An 18,985-nucleotide genomic window follows, 5' to 3' on the forward strand; every position below is an offset into this window, starting at 1 on the left:
CTTCGCCATCCATGGCTGCGCACAGTTTTGGAAAGGGCTACCCGGCAAGGCACTACTTCAGACGGGTTTTATGCCTCGCATTATCTTGGAGTCTGCTTTTGACGATGACATCTGTTGCTAAAAGGAACTGGCAAGCGCTCACTGAAAGCCTGCGTGCTGCCGGTGAACGCCGTCTGGTGCTGGTGGAAGGTGAACCGGATTGGTGTCGCTCATGGGTGTCTGGTTGTCTGGAAACGTTGGATGCTTCTCAGGCGCTATGGGTTGGTCGTGCCGAAGATGCGGAGTTGGCCGGATTGACCGGTATTGCTTCGAAGCAATTCAAGCGCTGGCTGGGGCGGGAAACGTCCGTTTTGGTTTGGGACGGTTGGCAGGGGAATCCGCCGGATGGGGTGGCGGCGTTGTCGGGGACCTTGCAGGCGGGTGGTTTGTGGTTTTGGTTGATGCCGCCGCTGGAGGATTGGGGCACGTTTAGTGATCCGGATTATGTGCGTACAGGGCTCGATCAAGCAGAGCACCATGCCTTTGCGACACGTATGGCCGGTGTTTTGGCGGCTGATGAGGATGTGATTCGGGTTCAGCAGGGGCATGAGGAGGCGCCGGTTTTGCCGTTGCTGAAGCCGGGTTCGTCGGTTTTTGAGCTCGCGACTACGCCGGAGCAGGCGCAGTTGGTGTCTCAGTTGGTGCGATTTGGTTTGGGTCGGCGGCGTCGGCCGTTGGTGGTGACGGCGGACCGGGGGCGAGGGAAGTCAGCGGCATTAGGTATCGCGGCGGCGGAGTTGTTGCTTGCGGGGCGGCAGCGGGTGTTGGTGACCTCGCCTGCGGTGGACAATTTAACGAGTTTTTTCCGGCATGCCGCCGAGACGCTGGGTGAGCGGCTGGCAGAGCGCCGTGATGATGCGTTGGTGATGGAAGGCGGCGCGTCGATCCGCTATTTGCCGGTGCAGGATTTGTTGGCCGACAAACCCGACGCCGAGGTGGTGATGGTGGACGAGGCGGCCGGTGTGCCAGCGCACTGGTTGCGGGAGGTTCTTCTTGGGTGGCCGCGGGTGGCGTTTGCCAGCACGGTGCATGGTTATGAAGGCACAGGCCGGGGTTTTGCCATTCGGTTTCGGCAGGTGCTGGATCGGGAAACGCCGCAATGGCAGTCGGTCAGTTTGCACGAGCCGGTGCGTTGGGCGGCGGGTGATCCGTTAGAGCGTTTGGTCTCGGATTTGTTTTTGCTGTCGGCGAACAGTCCGAAAGTGATTAGCCCTGCGGTAGAAGATGTGGTGGTTGAGCGCTGGCATCCTGCGAAGGCCAGCGAGCAGGCGCTGTCTGAAGCGTTTGGTTTGTTGGTGGATGCGCATTACAGGACCACACCGGCAGATCTCCGGCAGTGGCTGGACGATCCGGGGGCACAGAGTTGGCGCGCGGTGGTTAACGGGGTGACCGTGGGTGTGCTTTGGGCGTCTGTGGAAGGGGGCTTGGCACCGGAGCTGGCGGAGCAGGTTGCGCGGGGTGAACGTAGGCCTCGTGGGCATATGTTGGCGCAATCTCTGGCGACTCATGGCGGTTTTCCAGAGGCGGCGGTTCAGCGCACGCTCAGGGTGGTTCGGGTGGCGGTTTCGGAAGAGCATCGTCATTTGGGAATTGGTAAGCAGCTGGTGGCTAAGGCCCGGCATGCCTGCAAAGAGCAGGGGCTGGATGGATTAGGCACCAGTTTTGGCGGCGAGTCGGGTTTGCTGGCGTTTTGGCAGGCTTGCGGTTTACGAGTGGTGCGTTTGGGACTGCGTCAGGAAACCAGTACCGGCGAGTTCCCGGTGCAGATGTTGTGTGGCCTGTCTGAAGTCGGGGGGCAGCTGACGCAAGGTTTGCGTGAGCGTTTTGCAAAGCATTGGCCGGTGCTGGTGCCTCGGCATTGGCCCGATTTAGCGCCAGATTTATTGGCCGCGGTCGGTGCTGACTTGCCGGCTTCAGCTCGATTGGATGCCGGTGACCTTCGGGATTTGCTGAATTTTTCCGAAGGATACCGGGGCTTCGAATTAACGCTTCCGGTATTGCGGCAGTTAGAGCAGTGCTCTGGCGTTATGGCTTGGCTTCAGGAGCAATCGGATTTGGCGTTGTGGTGCCGGATGGTCACTCAGGGGTGGTCTTGGGATGAAGTTCGCTATGCCGGTCTGTGTACTGGGCAGAAAGAGGGTGAAAAAGGGTTACGGACTCTGGTTCGTGAACTTCTGAAAAATGGACCCGAGTTGTGATCCGTTCGATTTAAATGGCGCGGGTTGCCGCCCAAAATAGCTGAACGTTTATCAGGGATTCAAAACTATGCTCATGGACGTCCGCACTTTTAAGTACCTTTGGGGTTTTGTCGTGTTGTTGCTGGTCGGTTGCAACGCGATGGACAGTAAGCCGGAACTGCCCAAGAACGAACATTCTGATGCGTTGATGAGCGCGGTGGCGGCTAATGAAGACCGAGAGGTGCTCAACCTGCTGACACAAGGCGTTAATCCCAATCCGACGACCGCCGCGGGCGAATCTGCCTTAATGGTCGCCGCAGCAAATGGTAATCGGCGCATCGTGCGGCTGCTGCTGGCGGCCGGTGCTGATGTGAATGGTGAGGACGCTGCCGGTTATACTCCCGTGATCCATGCCTCTGAAAGTGGCCATCTGTCGGTGGTGCGGGCGTTGTTGGCGGCAGGCGCGAATGTGAATGTCAGCCAGAACGGCGAGTCATTATTGATGAAGGTGGTAGGCAGCGGTGATCTGCTGACTGCAGAAATGCTGCTAGCGGCCGGTGCCGATGTAAATTACCGAAGCGATGACGGCCGCTCAGCGTTGGATCTTGCCCGTGCACGGAACAATCGCGATCTGGAAATGCTGTTGATTCATGCGGGTGCTACCCGGTAACACCCGCAAACTTGGCTACTCCAGCCCCATAGGATCGGTCTGATCGTCCCATTCGGGCTGGAAGTGTTGCTCCACAACCTCCATAGGCACATCCGCCACGGAAGCGAAGCTCCATTTCGGAGATTGGTCTTTGTCGACCATTAAGGCACGTATGCCTTCGGCTAAGTCAGGTCGTCGGACGCATTCAAGCGCCATGGCCAGCTCCATTCGAAACACGTCTTTAAGAGACATTTGCTGCCCCTTCTGCAGTTGATGCCAGACTAACCAAGCGGTAACCGGAGAGCCGTCGCGCAGGGATTGAATGCAGTTGTGCCACCATGGGTCGTCACTTTCGCTGCCAAGCAGTTGTTCAACCACGGCTGGAAGTTCTGTGCCGGCGCTGAGTTTGGCAATGCGCTGTTCGTGTTGTTCCAAGTGGCCCGGTGGTAGTGCTCGATAATCCACGGCTTCCACCTGGTTAAGCAGCCGGAACAGGCGGTTGTCGTCGGCTGCGGGCTCGCCCCGCCAATATTCCTCTTGCAGCTTTTGCAGCAAAAGCTCGATGTGATCGGATTCGATAATCATGTCCGCGAGCCCCACGCGTAGTGAATCCGCAGCGTTCAAGCGCGCTCCGGTCAGGCCCATGAACAATCCGAGCCGGCCGGGTAGGCGGTTGAGGAACCAGCTAGCGCCGACATCCGGGAACAGACCAATACTGATCTCCGGCATGGCCAAGGTGACATCCGGTGTCACCAAGCGGTATCGGCATCCGGACATCAGTCCCATGCCGCCGCCCATGACGATGCCTTGAATCAAACCGATTACGGGTTTAGGGAAGCGATGCAGGCTGTAGTTCAGGCGGTATTCCTGAGTAAAAAAGCGTTGGGCTGAGTCGCTGCTGCCTTCGGAACGTATATCTTCGTAGAGGGCGCGGATGTTGCCGCCGGCGCAAAAAGCACGGTCGCCGCTGCCCCGTAAAATGACCAAACAAATGCGGCTGTCGTCTGCCCAGCGGTTAAGCGCCGCCTGCGCCTGCACGACCATTTCTTCGGTCAGAGCATTGAGGGTTTTCGGGGAATTCAGGGTCAGCAGGCCGATGTGGCCTTCCCGGCAGGCGAGTTCCTGGACCTCTACTGGCATGAGCACTGTCTCCGATAATCGGCAGGTGATTCAGCTGATGAGCATTTGTGGTTTTTGCCTACTGTGGCATCGTATGTTCAAGAGTAAAAGGACATTATGATGCTTTGAATGTCCTTGATCTATCGCATTTGTAGCCCGTATGGGTTGTGCTATAAGTAAGTCCTAGATTTAGATCGGCGCTGAGCCGGCTATAAAACCTAAAAGATGAGAGGGTTATCCCTATGAATATGAAACACTTCGCAGTTGCTGGTTTGTTCGCACTGGGTGCCGTGGCTCCGGCCGCTTCTATGGCAGCAGGCGATGCCGCTGCTGGTAAGGCAAAAGCGGCGGTATGCGCAGCTTGTCACGGTCAAAATGGTGTTGCTCAGATTCCTATTTACCCGAACCTGGCCGGCCAGAACGAGCAGTACCTGGTCGCTGCTTTGAAAGCCTACAAGGCCGGACAGCGCCAAGGTGGCCAAGCGCCCGTAATGCAAGGTCAGGCAACAGGTTTGAGCGATGCTGACATTGCCAACCTGGCCGCTTACTACGCCAGCCTGCCGGCCGGCGGTAAGTAAGGTTCAGTTTACAAATCAATTGCAGTGGTGCGGCTTAGGCCGCGCCACTGACAATTCGATAGCAGGGTTTGTAAGCGGATGAGCTGGGCAGCTTCATACGGTTTTGTTCGATAAACTGCGCCAGCATTTCTTCTAACGGCTCAATCAGCGCCGGATCCCCCGAAATCTCGAACGGTCCCTTTTCCTGAATTTTCCGAATACCGCTTTCCTTCACGTTACCCGCCACAATTCCGCTAAAGGCTTTACGCAAATTAGCGGCGACCATGTGCGGCGGCTGATCCCTGTGTAGCTCCAAAGCCCGCATGTTGTCGTGATCGGGTTCGAAAGGTAGCTGGAACACCGGGTCGATCTTCAGCATCCAGTTAAAGTAATAGGCATCCTGCATGGCGCGACGGAAGGTTTCTACGTCTTTCATGCCTTGGCTCATCGTCTGGGCCACTCGCACAGGGTCATCAATGATGATGTCGTATTTGCTGGCGGCTTTGTCACCTAACGCATCGCGGATGAAGCGGTCGATCATCTCGAAGTACTCCGCGTTTTCCTGAAGGCCAGTGAATACCACAGGGAACGGCAGGTCAGCATTGTCCGGGTGCAGCAGTATGCCCAACAGATAGAGAATTTCCTCCGCTGTACCTACCCCGCCGGGGAAAACGATCACGCCATGGCCTGCGCGCACAAAGGCTTCCAGACGTTTCTCGATATCCGGCATGATCACCAGTTCATTGACGATCGGGTTGGGGGCTTCAGCGCCAATAATGCCCGGTTCAGTGATGCCAATGTAGCGCCCGTTTTTAATGCGTTGTTTCGCGTGGCCGATGGTGGCGCCTTTCATGGGGCCTTTCATGGCTCCCGGACCACACCCTGTGCAAATACTCAGCCCGCGCAGACCCAATTGGTGCCCGACTTCTTTGCTGTACTGGTATTCATTGTGGCTGATGGAATGCCCGCCCCAGCAAACCACAATGTCGGGTTGTCTGCCGGCTTCCAGTACCCGGGCATTACGAAGGATGTGGAACACCAAATTGGTGAGGTCTTCCGGGTTGTCTTTGCGAAAGCCTTCCACGAAGTTGGGCAGGGAATGGCTGTAAACAATGTCTCGCAGTACGGAAAACAAATGCTCTCGGTTTGCCCGGAGCATTTCACCGTCCACGAAAGCGTGGGCCGGTGCGTTGACCAATTCCAGTTTCAAGCCCCTGGGCTGGGGCACAAGATGTACGTCGAAATCCGCGTGGGTTTCCATTAATTCTTTGCAGTCGTCTGTTTCAACGCCGGTGTTCAGAACAGCCAGCGCGCACTGACGGAATAATCGATACAGACCTCCCTCGCTCTTGTCCTTGAGCCGATTAACCTCGTGACTGGATAAAATCTCGAGGCTGCCTTCGGGTGAAACCAGTGCATTCATGGTGGATTCTGTCATCGTTTGGAGAACTCCTGAGTGTTTCGGCAATGACTGATTTTGATCATATCGGTCTTAAGGTTACACTAAGCCCTTTCCCGCTAATTCGCTACCCGACGTTTCTCCAACCAACGTCTCTATCTATTTGAAGTCCTTATCTTATGAAATTGCTGATTCGCCCTGCCTCTGAAGTCGCCATCAAGAGTAAACCCGTTCGTAAGCAGCAAATGCGTCATTTGCGGCAGAACATCCGAAAAATTCTGTCGCGGCTGGATTCTGAAATCCGGGTGGATGGCAGCTGGGACCGAATCGATGTGGATGTGCCGGAAGGGCGTGGATTGGCCGGGCCGGTGATTGACGAGCTGGTGCGCATTCCGGGTATTTCCACCATCCAGGAAATCGGCGTATTCCCGTTTGTGGATATTCAGGATGTGGGTGCTAAAGCTATTGCCGCTTTCGCGGATCGGCTTGATGGAAAGAGTTTTGTGGTAAGGGCGCGGCGGATCGGCAACCACGATTTCCGCTCGATTGATCTGGAGCGCACGGTGGGCGGCATGCTGCTGCAGGCCACCAACGCTCGCGGCGTTGATTTGAAGAATCCGCAGATCGAAGTACGCATTGAGGTTAAAGACGACCAGTTTCATATCGCCCATCGTCGTCATGAAGGCGCGGGCGGATACCCGATCGGCGCTGTTGAAACGGTAATGACGCTGATTTCCGGTGGCTACGATTCCTCTGTGGCGGCCTACCTGATGATGCGCCGGGGTATGCGCAGCCATTTCTTGTTCTTCAATTTGGGTGGTGCTGCCCACGAGGTTGGGGTTCGCCAGGTTAGCCATTATCTGTGGGAACGGTATGCGTCCTCGCACAATGTGAAGTTCATTTCCGTTCCGTTTGAAGGTGTGGTGGCAGAGATCATGCGCACCGTGAACCATCGCCACTGGGGTGTGGTTCTCAAGCGCATGATGCTGAAAGCGGCTGCCGAAATAGGCCAGTATTACAACGTGGGCGGTTTGGTCATGGGCGATGCCGTGGCCCAGGTGTCGAGCCAGACTCTGACCAACCTGAACGTGGTGGATCGCGCCAGCGACGAAGTGGTTTTGCGCCCGCTGATTGCCATGGATAAGCAAGACATCATTCAGATTGCCAAGGACATTGGCACTGAGCCGTTTGCCCGAACCATGCCGGAATATTGTGGTGTGATTTCCAGCAAGCCGGTTACCCGGGCCAAGCTGCACCGGGTTGAGGAAGAAGAAGAGAAAATGAACCCGGAGGTTCTGGCCAAGGCCATTGAGGACCGCACGGATGTGATGGTCAACGAACTGCTCGACAGCGTAGTGACACCGGAAGAAGTCGAGCTGGTTGAAACGCCGTCAGTGGGTGACGTAATCATCGATATTCGCCATCCCTCCGAGGAAGAACGGGCTCCTTTGACTTTGACCAGTAACGATGTGCTGAAGATTCCGTTTTACGAAATCAATCAGAAACTGGCGGACCTGCCGGCTGATGGGCAGTATCTGCTGTACTGTGATCGAGGCACCATGAGCCGCATGCACGCCGGCCATTTGAAGGCCGACGGGCACGGCAATGTGAAGGTCTATACGCCGGCTCGTTAGCCGGTGAGCCCCCTCATGAATTGCTGGACATTCTCGCTAAGGGTGTCCAGATCGTATCCTCCTTCCTGAATGACCAGTGTCGGTAATCCCAGTTGGCGTATGTGGGTGCTGAGGCGGCAAAAACCTTCTGACGTAACGGCCACTTTTGCTTGAGGGTCGTCCTTGTAGATGTCAAAGCCCAGCGTCAGAATCAGTACGTCCGGTTGATACAGACGGATCGCGGCAAGCGCATCGTCCAGTTTGGTAAAGAAATCCTCTTCGCTGGAACCGTGAGGCATGGGTAGGTTGATGTTGTAACCCAGGCCATCCCCTTCACCCCGTTCATCTTCAAAGCCTGTCACCACGGGATAGAAGTTAGTGGGGTCGCCGTGGATTGATATATAAAGCACGTCGCTCCGGTCGTAGAAGATTTCCTGAATACCTTGGCCGTGATGCATGTCGGTATCCAGTATTACCGTGCGTGGAAAACGGCTTTTCAGGTGTTCGGCTGCAATCGCGGCATTATTCAGATAGCAGAACCCGCCGGCGGCATCTTTGCGAGCGTGGTGCCCGGGTGGTCGACAAACCGCATACGCGGTGCGTTCGCCCGCCATCAACGTATCGGCAGCACCCAATGCGGTTTGCGCCGACCAGTAAGCGGCCTCCCAGGTGTTCTTGCCGATCGGGCAGCTGCCATCAGCAAGGTAGCGAGCCGCTTCCGCGAGCACCCCGCGCAGGGCGTTGGGTGAGCGCACAAAGATGTTCGAGATGACTTCGTCACCCCAGTCATCCATTTCCTGCCAGCGGCGGTGGGCGGATTCCAGAAATCTCAGATAGCCAAGATCGTGCACCCGGGAAATGGGTGCCGTGCCTTGATCCGCCGGCTGCAGTACGGGGATGCCGAGCTCTTTCAAGCCCTCCAGCATTTGCACGGTTCGGTCCGGCACCTCCTGGGGCTGGCGCATTTGCCCTCGCGTAAAGTACGTTTTCGGGATGTGTAGATCCTGCGAGGGATGGAAGAATGCTTTCATATCCGGCCTCCTTGGTTAGCTCCTTCGAGTATAGGCACGAACTGGGTTGCGTCAAAAACACGAGAGAACTTTACAGGGTGGCTGTCAGCTACCACTATGAGGGCATAGATGAACAAGCCGTTCTGCCCTTCATCGGGGCAGTATCCGTGATCCAAAAGGAGCCGAGATGATTGAGTCACCATTGCTGCAAAATGTTAAGGGCTATATTGGCGGACGTTGGGTAGATAATGTTGGGAGCAATACCTTCGAGGTGTTCAATCCAGCGACTCGAGAACGGATTGCCGAGGTGCCTTCCATGCCGGAAAGCGACATTTTGGCTGCGGTAGAGGCTGGAAAATCCGCGCTGAGGCTGGCGAATCCATGGCCGATCGAAACCCGCCGTAAGTGGCTGGAAGACATTCGGGATGCTCTGAAAGCCAATAAAGACGAGATTGGTCGTATCCTGTGTATGGAACATGGCAAACCGCTGCCCGAGGCTCAGGGTGAAGTGGAATACGCCGCGGGCTTTTTCGATTATTGCGCTAAGCACATCGAAGCGCTGGACGCCCACACCATTCCCGAGAAACCGAAAGACTGTACCTGGACCGTTCACTACCGGCCGGTGGGTGTGGTTGGTTTGATTGTGCCTTGGAACTTCCCGATCGGCATGATCGCGAAAAAACTGTCGGCGGCGCTGGCCGCAGGCTGCCCGTCTGTGATCAAGCCGGCCAGCGAAACCCCGCTGACCATGGTGGCTCTGTTTACGCTGATGGATAAGCTCGATCTACCCGAGGGCATGGTTAACTTGGTGATGGGCAAAGCCAGTGTGATTGGCAAGGTGTTGTGCGAGCATCAAGACGTGCCGATGATCAGCTTCACTGGCTCCACCGAAGTGGGCCGGAAGCTGGTTCTGGATACGGCCGAGCAGGTGAAAAAACTGGCCCTGGAATTGGGTGGTAACGCGCCGTTTATTGTCTTTGACGATGCCGATCTGGACGCTGCGGCGGATAACCTGATCGCCAATAAATTCCGGGGCGGCGGCCAAACCTGTGTGTGCGCTAACCGAGTGTTTATTCATGAAGACGTTGCCGAAGCCTTCGGTGAGAAACTGGCGGAGCGGATAGGGCGCATGACGGTTGGAGACGGCATGAACGACGGCGTTGATATTGGCCCGCTGGTGAATCAGGCCGGCTTCGACAAAGTAAAACGTCACCTGGAAGATGCTTTGAGTAAAGGTGCGACGCTGGTCGCTGGTAAGCAGCCCTCAGAACTGGGCGATGGCCTGTTCTTCCCGCCAACGGCGGTGATGGGCGTCACCCGAGACATGTGTTGCTACCGGGAAGAAACCTTCGGCCCGCTGGTGCCCATGGCGTTGTTCCGCACCGAGGAAGAAGTGGTGGAGGCTGGTAACGACACCGAATTCGGTTTGGCGTCTTATGTATTCACGGCGGATGCCGAACGCGCCCAGCGTGTGGCAGCCGGGCTCCGCTTCGGCCACGTAGGCTGGAACACCGGCACCGGCCCCACACCGGAAGCGCCGTTTGGGGGCATGAAAGCTTCTGGTATTGGCCGAGAAGGTGGCTTGGAAGGTTTGTTCGAGTTTGTGGAAGCTCAGACGGTTCCTCGCGGATTCTGAAGTCTTTAACTTTTGGAGTTAAAGCCCACGGGCGGGGAGGCCTTTTCAGGACACGCTACAAGCCGTCCATGGGGCTTATTTCGGGCCATCCCTGGCCCTCAATAGTCCTGAAAAGGCCTCCCCACCCGTGAGCTTGCTATACAGCTTCGGGGTATCCTGAAAAGCTTTACCTGTTCGTGTGCGTCTGTACCATAGATGTTTCAACTCCTCGGCCCAACAGAAATCCCCGTTATCTCCTGTTATACTTCCAAGCCTGTTTATTTAACCAGTAAAAAAGCCAGGTGCTATGGACGTTTCCCACATCATTGACCCCCTGAACGATGCCCAACGCGAGGCTGTGACAGCTCAGAACGACCACCTGTTGGTGCTGGCCGGTGCAGGCAGTGGCAAAACTCGGGTGCTGGTTCACCGGATGGCGTGGTTGATGACCGTAGACCGGGTGCCACCGACGGGCATTCTGGCCGTGACCTTTACCAATAAAGCCGCCAAAGAAATGCGTTCCCGCATTGAGCAGATGATGAACATCCCAGCGCGCGGCCTTTGGTTTGGCACTTTCCATGGTATTGCTCACCGTTTGTTGCGCTCCCACTGGAAAGATGCCGGCCTGCCGGAAAACTTCCAGGTGCTGGACAGCGATGACCAACTGCGCCTGATCAAGCGGGTGATGCGGGAATTCCAGATTGATGAAAGCCAGTGGCCCCCCAAGCAGGCCCAGTGGTTCATCAACAGCCAGAAAGACGAAGGTTTACGGGCCGATCACATTCAGGAAAACCCCGGCGACCACTTCACCAACACCATGCTGAAGATTTACCGCCAGTACGAAAAACTGTGCCAGCAGGGTGGTTTGGTGGATTTTGGTGAATTGCTGCTGCGCTCCCACGAGCTTTGGCTGCACCGGCCCGAGTTGCTGGCCCATTACCAGGACCGGTTCCAGCACATTCTGGTGGACGAGTTTCAGGACACCAACACCATCCAATACGCCTGGCTGCAGGTGCTGGCCAGCAACCGCGTGCCACTGACCGTGGTGGGTGATGATGACCAGTCAATTTATGGCTGGCGTGGCGCCAAGATCGAGAACATTCAGCAGTACCAGCGGGATTTTCCTAACGCTCGCATGGTGCGGCTGGAGCAGAATTACCGCTCTACCCAGATGATCCTGAAAGCCGCAAACGCGGTGATTGCCAACAACCAGGGCCGGCTGGGCAAAGAGCTTTGGACTGATGGCCCTGATGGCGAGCCCATCAGTTTGTACGCGGCTTTTAACGAGCAGGACGAAGCCAATTACATTGCCGATTCCATCACCGACTGGGTGAATCAGGGCAATTTGCGCAGCGAGGCTGCGATTCTTTATCGCTCGAATGCCCAGTCCCGAGTGCTGGAAGAATCGTTGATGCGCCAGGGCATCCCGTATCGGGTGTACGGCGGTTTGCGCTTTTACGACCGCCAGGAAATTCGCAACGCACTGGCGTACCTGCGCTTGGTTCAGTACCACCGGGACGACGCGGCGTTTGAGCGGGTGGTGAACATCCCGACCCGCGGCATTGGCGCCAAGAGTCTTGCCGAGATTCGCGCTTACGCCACGGAGCAGGGCATTTCGTTGTGGGAAGCCTCCGAGCGCCTGCTGGCGGCGGGTCAGGTGAAAGGCCGAGCCCGAACCGGTTTGCAGTCGTTTTTGGATATCATCAACGGCTTGTCTGAAATGATGGGCGAGGCCTCGCTTCAGGGGTTGATGAAGCAGGCGATTGAGGCCAGTGGTTTGAAGGATTACCACGCCAGTGAGAAAGGCGAGAAGGGCCAGGCCCGGGTGGAAAACCTGGAGGAGTTGGTTAATGCCTTGTCGGATTATGAGGTAGAAGACGGGGTAGACCCGCTTGCGGAGTTTCTTGCGCAGGCGGCGCTGGATGCCGGTGAGTCTCAAGCTGAGGATCATGAAGACAGTGTGCAGTTGATGACCTTGCACTCGGCCAAAGGGCTGGAATTTCCGATGGTGTTCCTGGCGGGTGTCGAGGAAGGTTTGTTCCCTCACAGTATGTCTCTGGAAGAGCCGGGGCGTATGGAGGAGGAGCGCCGGTTGGCCTATGTGGGTATCACTCGGGCGATGAAGAAGCTGGTGCTCACTTACGCGGAATCCCGCCGTTTGTACGGGCAGGAGAAGTTCCACGCGTTGTCCCGGTTTGTGCGTGAGATTCCGGCGGATTGTCTGCAGGAGGTTCGGTTACGAAATACGGTGACGCGTCCGGCGATGGTGGGGCGGCCTAACGAGAGTATGTTCGCGCAGGATTCGGCTGCCCAGTCTGGCTTTAGTTTGGGGCAGCGGGTGCGTCATCCGAAGTTTGGTGAGGGGATTGTGATGAACTCTGAGGGTACAGGGCATCATACTCGGGTTCAGGTGAACTTCGATGAGGGCGCTAAGTGGCTGGTGTTGGCTTATGCGCCGTTGGAGGCCTGTTAGCTTTGGGTTAGTTGGGTGGTATGTGCGGGGTTGGGGGTGTCCTTCCAAAAACCGCTCCTTCGGCACGTCCATGTGACGCTTCTGCTCCGCCATCCATGGCTGCGCACATTTTTGGAAGGACACCCCCAACCCCGCACGCCACACTGTGTGCAAGCCTCTTGAAAAGATTATAGATCGGCAGGCTTCATGTCTTGGGGGGAGGGCTTAGCGTTGAGCTCCTGCGTTGGGCTGTAGTGTTTCAAAATCCTCTGAAATCCATTCTGAAGTGTGGAGCAGGTATCGGGGACGGCTTTCCAAAAATTTGTGGAGCCATGGATGGCGGAACACAAGCGACCACGGACGGCTCGAGCGCTTTTTGGAAAGCCGTCCCCGATACCTGCCACCCCCAAAACCAGAAGCCCCGAAGATCAGAGCTCCCAAACCAAAACCATCACATCAAAACAGCGTAAATAACCCCGGCCAAGGCAATCCGGTAGATCACATAAGGCCACATGCCCACGTTATTCAGCCATTTCAGGAAGAAATGGATCGCGGTAATGGCCATCAGGAACGATGTGACCCCGCCAATCAGAAAACCACTCCAATCGACGATCACGTCAGAAGTCGCCACTTCGAGCAATTTCACCGCAGATGCCAGCACGATGATGGGAATAGCCAGCAGGAACGAGAAGCGAGAGGCGGTTTCGCGGCTCATGCCCAAGAACAGGCCGGCGGTGATGGTGACGCCGGAGCGGGAGGTGCCCGGTACCAGGGCCATGGCTTGGGCGATGCCCACTAGAACAGCGTCCTTCCAGTTTAGAGAGTCCAGAGTGCGTTGGCGTTTGGGAAGCCAGTCAGCGATGCCGAGTAACAGGCCAAAGATCAGGGTGGTGAAGAAGATCACTTCCACCGCCCGCAGTTCGTTGTCGATCATGTCCAGCAACGCCAACCCGGCCAAGCCGGCGGGGATGGTGCCGATGACTAAGTACCAAGCGAGGGCGCCTTGGCCGACGATTTTGCGTTGGGCAACGGAAATCAAACCATCTCTGGCGATGCCGAATACATCGCGGCGGAAGTATAAAACCACCGCCAACAGAGTGCCTATGTGAACCGATAGGTCAAAGCCTACGCCCTGATCATCCCAGTCGAAAAACGCGGGGGTGAGAATCAAGTGGGCAGAGCTGGAAATGGGTAGAAATTCAGTCAGTCCCTGGAGAAGGCCAAGGAAAAGGGCCTGAAAAAAATCCATGGTTTCGGTTCCGTTCGGGGCAGCGTTCGCTGTTCAGGGTGATTTAGATGGGCGGGATATTAGCAGGGTGGTCGTTAGCTGAACAGGTGTAGTCTCCGGGTGCTGTTTCTACTAGCACCCCGAGCGATCATGGAGACTAGGTTGGAAATTTGTCCCGAGTGTTGTTGGCGATTTTAACCAGCGCCAGCATTAACGGCACTTCCACCAGCACGCCCACGACGGTTGCCAGTGCTGCACCGGATTGCAGGCCAAACAGGGCAATCGCGGCTGCTACGGCCAGTTCGAAGAAGTTGCTGGCGCCAATCATCGCACCCGGCGCGGCGATGCAGTGGCGCACTTTCCACAGGCGAGCCCAGCTGTAGGCCAGTAGAAATATAAACACCGTCTGGATAATCAGCGGCACGGCAATCAATGCAATGTGCAGCGGGTTTTCCAAAATCACTTCGCCTTGGAAGGCAAAGAGGAGCACCAGTGTCACGATCAGCGCCGCCGGTGTCACTGGGCTGAGGCGCTTCATAAACACCTCGTCGTACCACGGCTGGCCCCGGCGGGCGATTAGCGCACGGCGGGTCAGGTAGCCGGCAGTCAGCGGGATGACGATGTACAGCACGACCGAAAGAATCACCGTATCCCAAGGCACCTGAATGTCAGAAATGCCCAGAAGAAACACCACAATGGGCGCGAAAGCGAACAGCATGATGATGTCGTTGAGGGAGACTTGGACCAGCGTATAAGCCGCATCGCCTTTGGTGAGGTAACTCCAGACAAACACCATGGCGGTGCAGGGGGCGGCACCCAGCAAAATGGCACCGGCCAGGTATTCACTCGCCAGCTCAGGGGCAATAAAGGGCTTGAATGCCACCATCAGGAAAAACCAGGCGATGGCAAACATGGTGAATGGCTTGATCAGCCAGTTTACGACTGTGGTGATCGCCAGGCCTTTGGGTTCTTTGCGCACACCGACCACAGCACTGAAATCAATCTGCGCCATCATGGGGAAAATCATCGCCCAAATCAGAAGAGCGATGGGGATGGAAACCTGCGCGTATTCGAAACGAGACAGGGTTTCCGGCACAGATGGCGCCCATTGTCCCAACGCGACGCCGGCGATGATGGCGAGAGCGACCCAGACTGATAAGTAACGACCGAATAGGTCCATGCCTTCGGAGGCTAATTCGGCTTCGATACTTTTGCTCATTGGGTTTCCTTGATTCGCTCTTGCGGGAATTCGTTCCAGCTGCAGTAAGGTGAGGATTCGGGTGTCTTTACATCGTCATGATTCACCCCTAATATCGCTTAAATCATATATATGGATAATCGAATATTCAATAGCGAGACACTTGTCTGATGGATGCCAGAAGCACCGTGCCTGAATATGAAATTGACGAACCGTCGGCCGGGTTCAGTCCCATCGTCCTGTTCCGGGCCTTGAGCGATGAACTGCGCTTGATCACTCTGTTGCTGATTCGGCGTGAGAGAGAACTGTGCGTCTGTGAGCTGACGGAAGCCTTTGAGGTGTCCCAGCCTAAAGTCAGTCGCCATTTGGCCATATTGCGAGATACCGGATTGGTGGCCACAGAAAGGCGTGGGCAGTGGGTCTATTATTCTATTAACCCTGATTTGCCCGCGTGGGTCTTGCGGGTTCTCGATGAAACCGCGGCGCACAATGAGGCGTTGATTCAATCACCACTGGCGAAGCTTGGCGCATTGGCTGAGCGTTCGGCGCCTAGGTGTTCCTGAAGATTGAGCGAATGGCCATTTATAAAAGGAGATCGCCATGAACAAGATCAAAGTAGGTATTAACGGATTTGGCCGGATTGGCCGGTTGGCATTGCGGGCTGCCTGGGAGTGGCCTGAGCTGGAGTTTGTGGCGATTAACGATCCCGGCGCGGATGCCGGTTCTCTGGCGCATCTGTTGAATTTCGACAGCGTACACGGCACGTGGAGTCATGAAGCCTCTGCGGATGGCGACGATCTGGTTATCGAAGGTCAGCGTATTCGTACCACTCGCAACAAGGCGATTAGCGATACCGATTGGACTGACTGCGATCTGGTAATCGAAGCGAGTGGCGCGAATAAAACTGTGTCGGTGCTGCAAGCCTATCTGGATCAGGGCGTTAAACGAGTGGTCGTGACGGCGCCGGTGAAAGAAGCCGGTGCCAAGAACATAGTGATGGGCGTTAATGAACACGTGTTCGATCCAGCCAACGACCGAATTGTGACCGCGGCTTCGTGCACCACGAACTGTCTGGCGCCGGTGGTTAAGGTGATTCACGAAAAGCTTGGCATCAAGCATGGCTCGATCACCACGATCCATAGTCTGACCAATACCCAGACCATTATCGACGCGCCCCACAAGGACCTGCGGCGGGCCCGGGCTTGTGGTAGCTCGTTGATTCCGACCAGCACCGGCTCCGCTACGGCGATTATCGAGATTTTCCCGGAACTGAAAGGGCGGTTGGATGGCCACGCGGTGCGTGTTCCGCTCACCAATGCCTCGCTGACCGATTGTGTATTTGAGCTGGAAACGCCCACCGACCGCGACACCGTCAACCGGTTGTTGAAAGAAGCCGCCGAAGGGGAATTGAAGGATATTTTGGGTTACGAAGAACGCCCGCTGGTGTCTATCGATTACAAAACTGACCCACGGTCTTCCATTGTTGATGCCTTGTCCACCTTGGTCATTAATGGCAGTCAGGTAAAGATCTACGCTTGGTACGACAATGAATGGGGTTACGCGAACCGTACCGTAGAACTGGCGCGCAAGGTGGGCTTGGCCTGATATGACTGCCGCCATTCGTCAGTATTTGGTCATCACCGGAAACTATTGGGCTTTTACCCTGACCGATGGCGCGTTGCGCATGTTGGTGGTGCTGCATTTCCATCAGCTGGGGTACTCGCCGTTAGCCATTGCCCTATTGTTCATCTTCTATGAGTTTTTCGGGGTGGTGACCAATCTGGTTGGTGGCTATCTCGGTGCCCGCCTGGGCCTGAATCGCACCATGAACATCGGATTGTTCCTGCAGATCGTTGCTCTGGTGATGCTGGCGGTGCCAGCCGCCATGTTGACCGTGCCTTGGGTGATGGCGGCGCAAGCCTTGTCCGGCATTGCCAAAGACCTCAACAAAATGTCGGCCAAGAGCGGTATCAAAACGTTGGTGCCGGATGAACAGCAAGGTCAGCTGTATAAGTGGGTGGCCATTCTGACCGGCTCAAAGAACACCCTGAAAGGCGTGGGTTTCTTCTTGGGCGGTGTGTTGTTGATGGCGGCCGGTTTCACGGGCGCTGTGATACTGATGGCCGTGGCGCTGGGGCTGGTGTGGATGGCCAGTTTGTTTCTGCTCAAAGAGGAATTGGGTAAGAGCAAAGCAAAACCCAAGTTTCGGGAGATTCTGTCCAAAAGCCGCGCCATCAACGTGCTGTCTGCGGCGCGTATGTTCCTGTTTGGTGCCCGCGACGTGTGGTTTGTGGTGGCGCTTCCGGTGTATATGGCCACGGTGTTTGGCTGGGATCATTGGCAGGTGGGCGGTTTTATGGCCAGCTGGATCATTGGTTACGGCCTTATTCAGACACTAGCGCCCAGAATTACCGGCCATTCGAACGGTAAATCGGGAACTGTGCTGTGGGCAGCGCTATTGGCTGTGGTTCCGGCAGTCATTGCCGGGGCGCTGATGGCGGGCTGGTCGGCGCAGGTCGCTGTAATCGGCGGCTTGCTGCTGTTCGGCGTATTGTTCGCCATCAATTCTTCCCTGCACAGCTATCTGATTGTCAGCTTCGCTCGGGGTGATGGCGTTTCGCTGGATGTGGGCTTCTATTACATGTCGAATGCAGCTGGCCGCCTGCTAGGCACTGTGTTGTCCGGCTGGGTTTATCAGGCATACGGGTTGGAAGCCTGCCTGTGGATATCTTCCGCGCTGGTTGCCATCGCCGCCCTGCTGTCGGTCTGGTTGCCCGAGCGAACGCCTCAAACGATAGGGAATCAGGAGTGTGCCTGATACCAAGCCGCGCATTCTGCTCCTGTCAGCCTACGATGCCGCCAGTCATAGACGCTGGCGGGAGCAGTTAACCCATCTGTTGCCGGAGTTCCATTGGCATAGTCTGACCCTGCCACCGAGGTTTTTTCAGTGGCGAATCCGGGGCAATGCCCTGAGCTGGCTGAATGAGCCCTGTTTACAAGAACGCTGGGACTTGGTGGTTGCCACCTCCATGGTGGACCTCGCAACCTTGCGGGGGCTGAACCCTCAGTTGGCGGGTACGCCATGCGTGCTCTACATGCACGAAAACCAGTTTGCCTTCCCGATCAGCCAACAACAGCAGGATCGCGTTGAGCCCCAGATGGTGAACCTTTACAGCGCGGTGGCGGCGGATCGAGTGGCCTTCAACAGTGCCTGGAATCGGGACAGTTTTTTAAACGGCGCTCAAGCCTTGCTGAATAAACTGCCGGATGCCGTACCCGGCGGGATCATCGAACGTATTCAGCAAAAATCCGACGTGATCCCGGTGCCGATAGAAGACCGCCTGTTCACAGACGAACCTCGCGTTATCAACCGGGCCTGCCCGCACATACTGTGGAACCACCGTTGGGAATACGACAAAGGCCCGGATCGATTGCTGAACTTTCTGGAGCGGCTGGAACAGAGCCGCCAGTCCTACAAGTTGAGTGTTGTGGGGGAAGGGTTTCGCAACCACCCGAAGGCGTTTGGTGAAATTCAGACAAAGTTCGCCCATCGGCTCGAACATTGGGGCTTTCTGGCAAGCCGGTCCGAGTACGATGCTTTATTGCGTCAGGCGGATGTGGTGCTTTCCACGGCCCTGCATGATTTCCAAGGCCTTTCGATGCTGGAGGCCATGGCGTCCGGGTGTGTGCCCTTGGCGCCGGATCGGTTGGCCTACCGCGAATACGTGCCAGCCAGTTGTCGCTACCCAGGCCACGAGCAAGATGTGGATGCAGAGGCGGACGCAGCGTTTGATTGCTTTCAAACCATTCTGGCAATGCCATCGGCTTCGCCTTCGCCGGAGGCTTGGAAAGCCTCCGTGCTGGCACAAGGCTATCGAACGCTGGTTAATGAGCTGATCGAGGCCGGGCGGCGCACTTAACGGCGAGCC

15 protein-coding genes are annotated in these 18,985 nt (G+C 56.4%); 10 read left to right on the top strand and 5 right to left on the bottom strand.

Annotated features, from left to right (window positions below):
- Positions 1-104: 104 nt before the first annotated feature.
- On the top strand, positions 105-2,237 hold the full coding sequence (locus DOQ08_RS12895; RefSeq protein ID WP_114335357.1) for a tRNA(Met) cytidine acetyltransferase TmcA: 2,133 nt from the start codon (positions 105-107) through the stop codon (positions 2,235-2,237).
- Between the two features lie 67 nt (positions 2,238-2,304).
- Positions 2,305-2,886: an ankyrin repeat domain-containing protein gene (locus DOQ08_RS12900; protein ID WP_114335358.1), complete on the top strand. Its 582-nt coding sequence runs from the start codon at positions 2,305-2,307 to the stop codon at positions 2,884-2,886.
- Positions 2,887-2,901: 15 nt separating this feature from the next.
- Here the strand turns inward: DOQ08_RS12900 and DOQ08_RS12905 are convergent, their stop codons facing one another.
- Positions 2,902-4,005 (bottom strand): enoyl-CoA hydratase/isomerase family protein, encoded by a 1,104-nt coding sequence (locus DOQ08_RS12905; RefSeq protein ID WP_114335359.1) that lies wholly within the window; start codon positions 4,003-4,005, stop codon positions 2,902-2,904.
- A 221-nt stretch (positions 4,006-4,226) separates the two neighbouring features.
- Between DOQ08_RS12905 and DOQ08_RS12910 the strand changes: the two genes are divergently transcribed.
- Positions 4,227-4,562: a c-type cytochrome gene (locus DOQ08_RS12910; protein ID WP_114335360.1), complete on the top strand. Its 336-nt coding sequence runs from the start codon at positions 4,227-4,229 to the stop codon at positions 4,560-4,562.
- A gap of 34 nt (positions 4,563-4,596) precedes the next feature.
- Here DOQ08_RS12910 and ppnN read toward each other — a convergent pair whose 3' ends face one another.
- Positions 4,597-5,979, bottom strand: a complete 1,383-nt coding sequence (gene ppnN / locus DOQ08_RS12915; protein WP_114335361.1) for a nucleotide 5'-monophosphate nucleosidase PpnN — start codon at positions 5,977-5,979, stop codon at positions 4,597-4,599.
- A gap of 140 nt (positions 5,980-6,119) precedes the next feature.
- Here ppnN and thiI point away from each other — a divergent pair, with 140 nt between their 5' ends.
- A complete protein-coding gene (gene thiI / locus DOQ08_RS12920; protein WP_114335362.1) occupies positions 6,120-7,574 on the top strand; it encodes a tRNA uracil 4-sulfurtransferase ThiI in 1,455 nt (484 codons plus the stop codon).
- Here thiI and DOQ08_RS12925 read toward each other — a convergent pair.
- Positions 7,571-8,584: a histone deacetylase family protein gene (locus DOQ08_RS12925; RefSeq protein ID WP_114335363.1), complete on the bottom strand. Its 1,014-nt coding sequence runs from the start codon at positions 8,582-8,584 to the stop codon at positions 7,571-7,573. The genes thiI and DOQ08_RS12925 overlap by 4 nt on opposite strands.
- Before the next feature lie 166 nt (positions 8,585-8,750).
- Here DOQ08_RS12925 and DOQ08_RS12930 point away from each other — a divergent pair, with 166 nt between their 5' ends.
- Complete coding sequence (locus DOQ08_RS12930; RefSeq protein WP_114335364.1) at positions 8,751-10,199, top strand: NAD-dependent succinate-semialdehyde dehydrogenase; 1,449 nt, start codon at positions 8,751-8,753, stop codon at positions 10,197-10,199.
- 286 nt (positions 10,200-10,485) lie between these two features.
- A complete protein-coding gene (gene uvrD / locus DOQ08_RS12935; RefSeq protein ID WP_114335365.1) occupies positions 10,486-12,651 on the top strand; it encodes a DNA helicase II in 2,166 nt (721 codons plus the stop codon).
- Positions 12,652-13,081: 430 nt separating this feature from the next.
- Here the strand turns inward: uvrD and DOQ08_RS12940 are convergent, their stop codons facing one another.
- Together DOQ08_RS12940 and arsB are read right to left on the bottom strand one after the other, a co-directional pair.
- Positions 13,082-13,879, bottom strand: coding sequence for an undecaprenyl-diphosphate phosphatase (locus DOQ08_RS12940; protein ID WP_114335366.1), 798 nt, complete (start codon positions 13,877-13,879; stop codon positions 13,082-13,084).
- A 136-nt stretch (positions 13,880-14,015) separates the two neighbouring features.
- Positions 14,016-15,077: an ACR3 family arsenite efflux transporter gene (gene arsB / locus DOQ08_RS12945; RefSeq protein WP_114335367.1), complete on the bottom strand. Its 1,062-nt coding sequence runs from the start codon at positions 15,075-15,077 to the stop codon at positions 14,016-14,018.
- Between the two features lie 149 nt (positions 15,078-15,226).
- On the opposite strand from arsB, the gene DOQ08_RS12950 reads away from it, so the two are divergent.
- The 4 genes from DOQ08_RS12950 to DOQ08_RS12965 are packed head-to-tail and all read left to right on the top strand — an operon-like array spanning position 15,227 to position 18,976.
- Complete coding sequence (locus tag DOQ08_RS12950) at positions 15,227-15,619, top strand: ArsR/SmtB family transcription factor (protein ID WP_114335368.1); 393 nt, start codon at positions 15,227-15,229, stop codon at positions 15,617-15,619.
- Positions 15,620-15,656: 37 nt separating this feature from the next.
- Complete coding sequence (locus DOQ08_RS12955) at positions 15,657-16,661, top strand: ArsJ-associated glyceraldehyde-3-phosphate dehydrogenase (protein WP_114335369.1); 1,005 nt, start codon at positions 15,657-15,659, stop codon at positions 16,659-16,661.
- A gap of 1 nt (position 16,662) precedes the next feature.
- The gene (arsJ, locus tag DOQ08_RS12960; RefSeq protein WP_114335370.1) at positions 16,663-17,874 is read left to right on the top strand and encodes an organoarsenical effux MFS transporter ArsJ; all 1,212 of its coding nucleotides are present in this window, start codon (positions 16,663-16,665) and stop codon (positions 17,872-17,874) included.
- Complete coding sequence (locus DOQ08_RS12965) at positions 17,867-18,976, top strand: tRNA-queuosine alpha-mannosyltransferase domain-containing protein (protein WP_114335371.1); 1,110 nt, start codon at positions 17,867-17,869, stop codon at positions 18,974-18,976. The genes arsJ and DOQ08_RS12965 overlap by 8 nt, the downstream gene beginning before the upstream one ends.
- Positions 18,977-18,985: the final 9 nt, after the last annotated feature.

It is taken from the genome of Marinobacter litoralis, assembly GCF_003336705.1.
Lineage (GTDB): Bacteria > Pseudomonadota > Gammaproteobacteria > Pseudomonadales > Oleiphilaceae > Marinobacter > Marinobacter litoralis.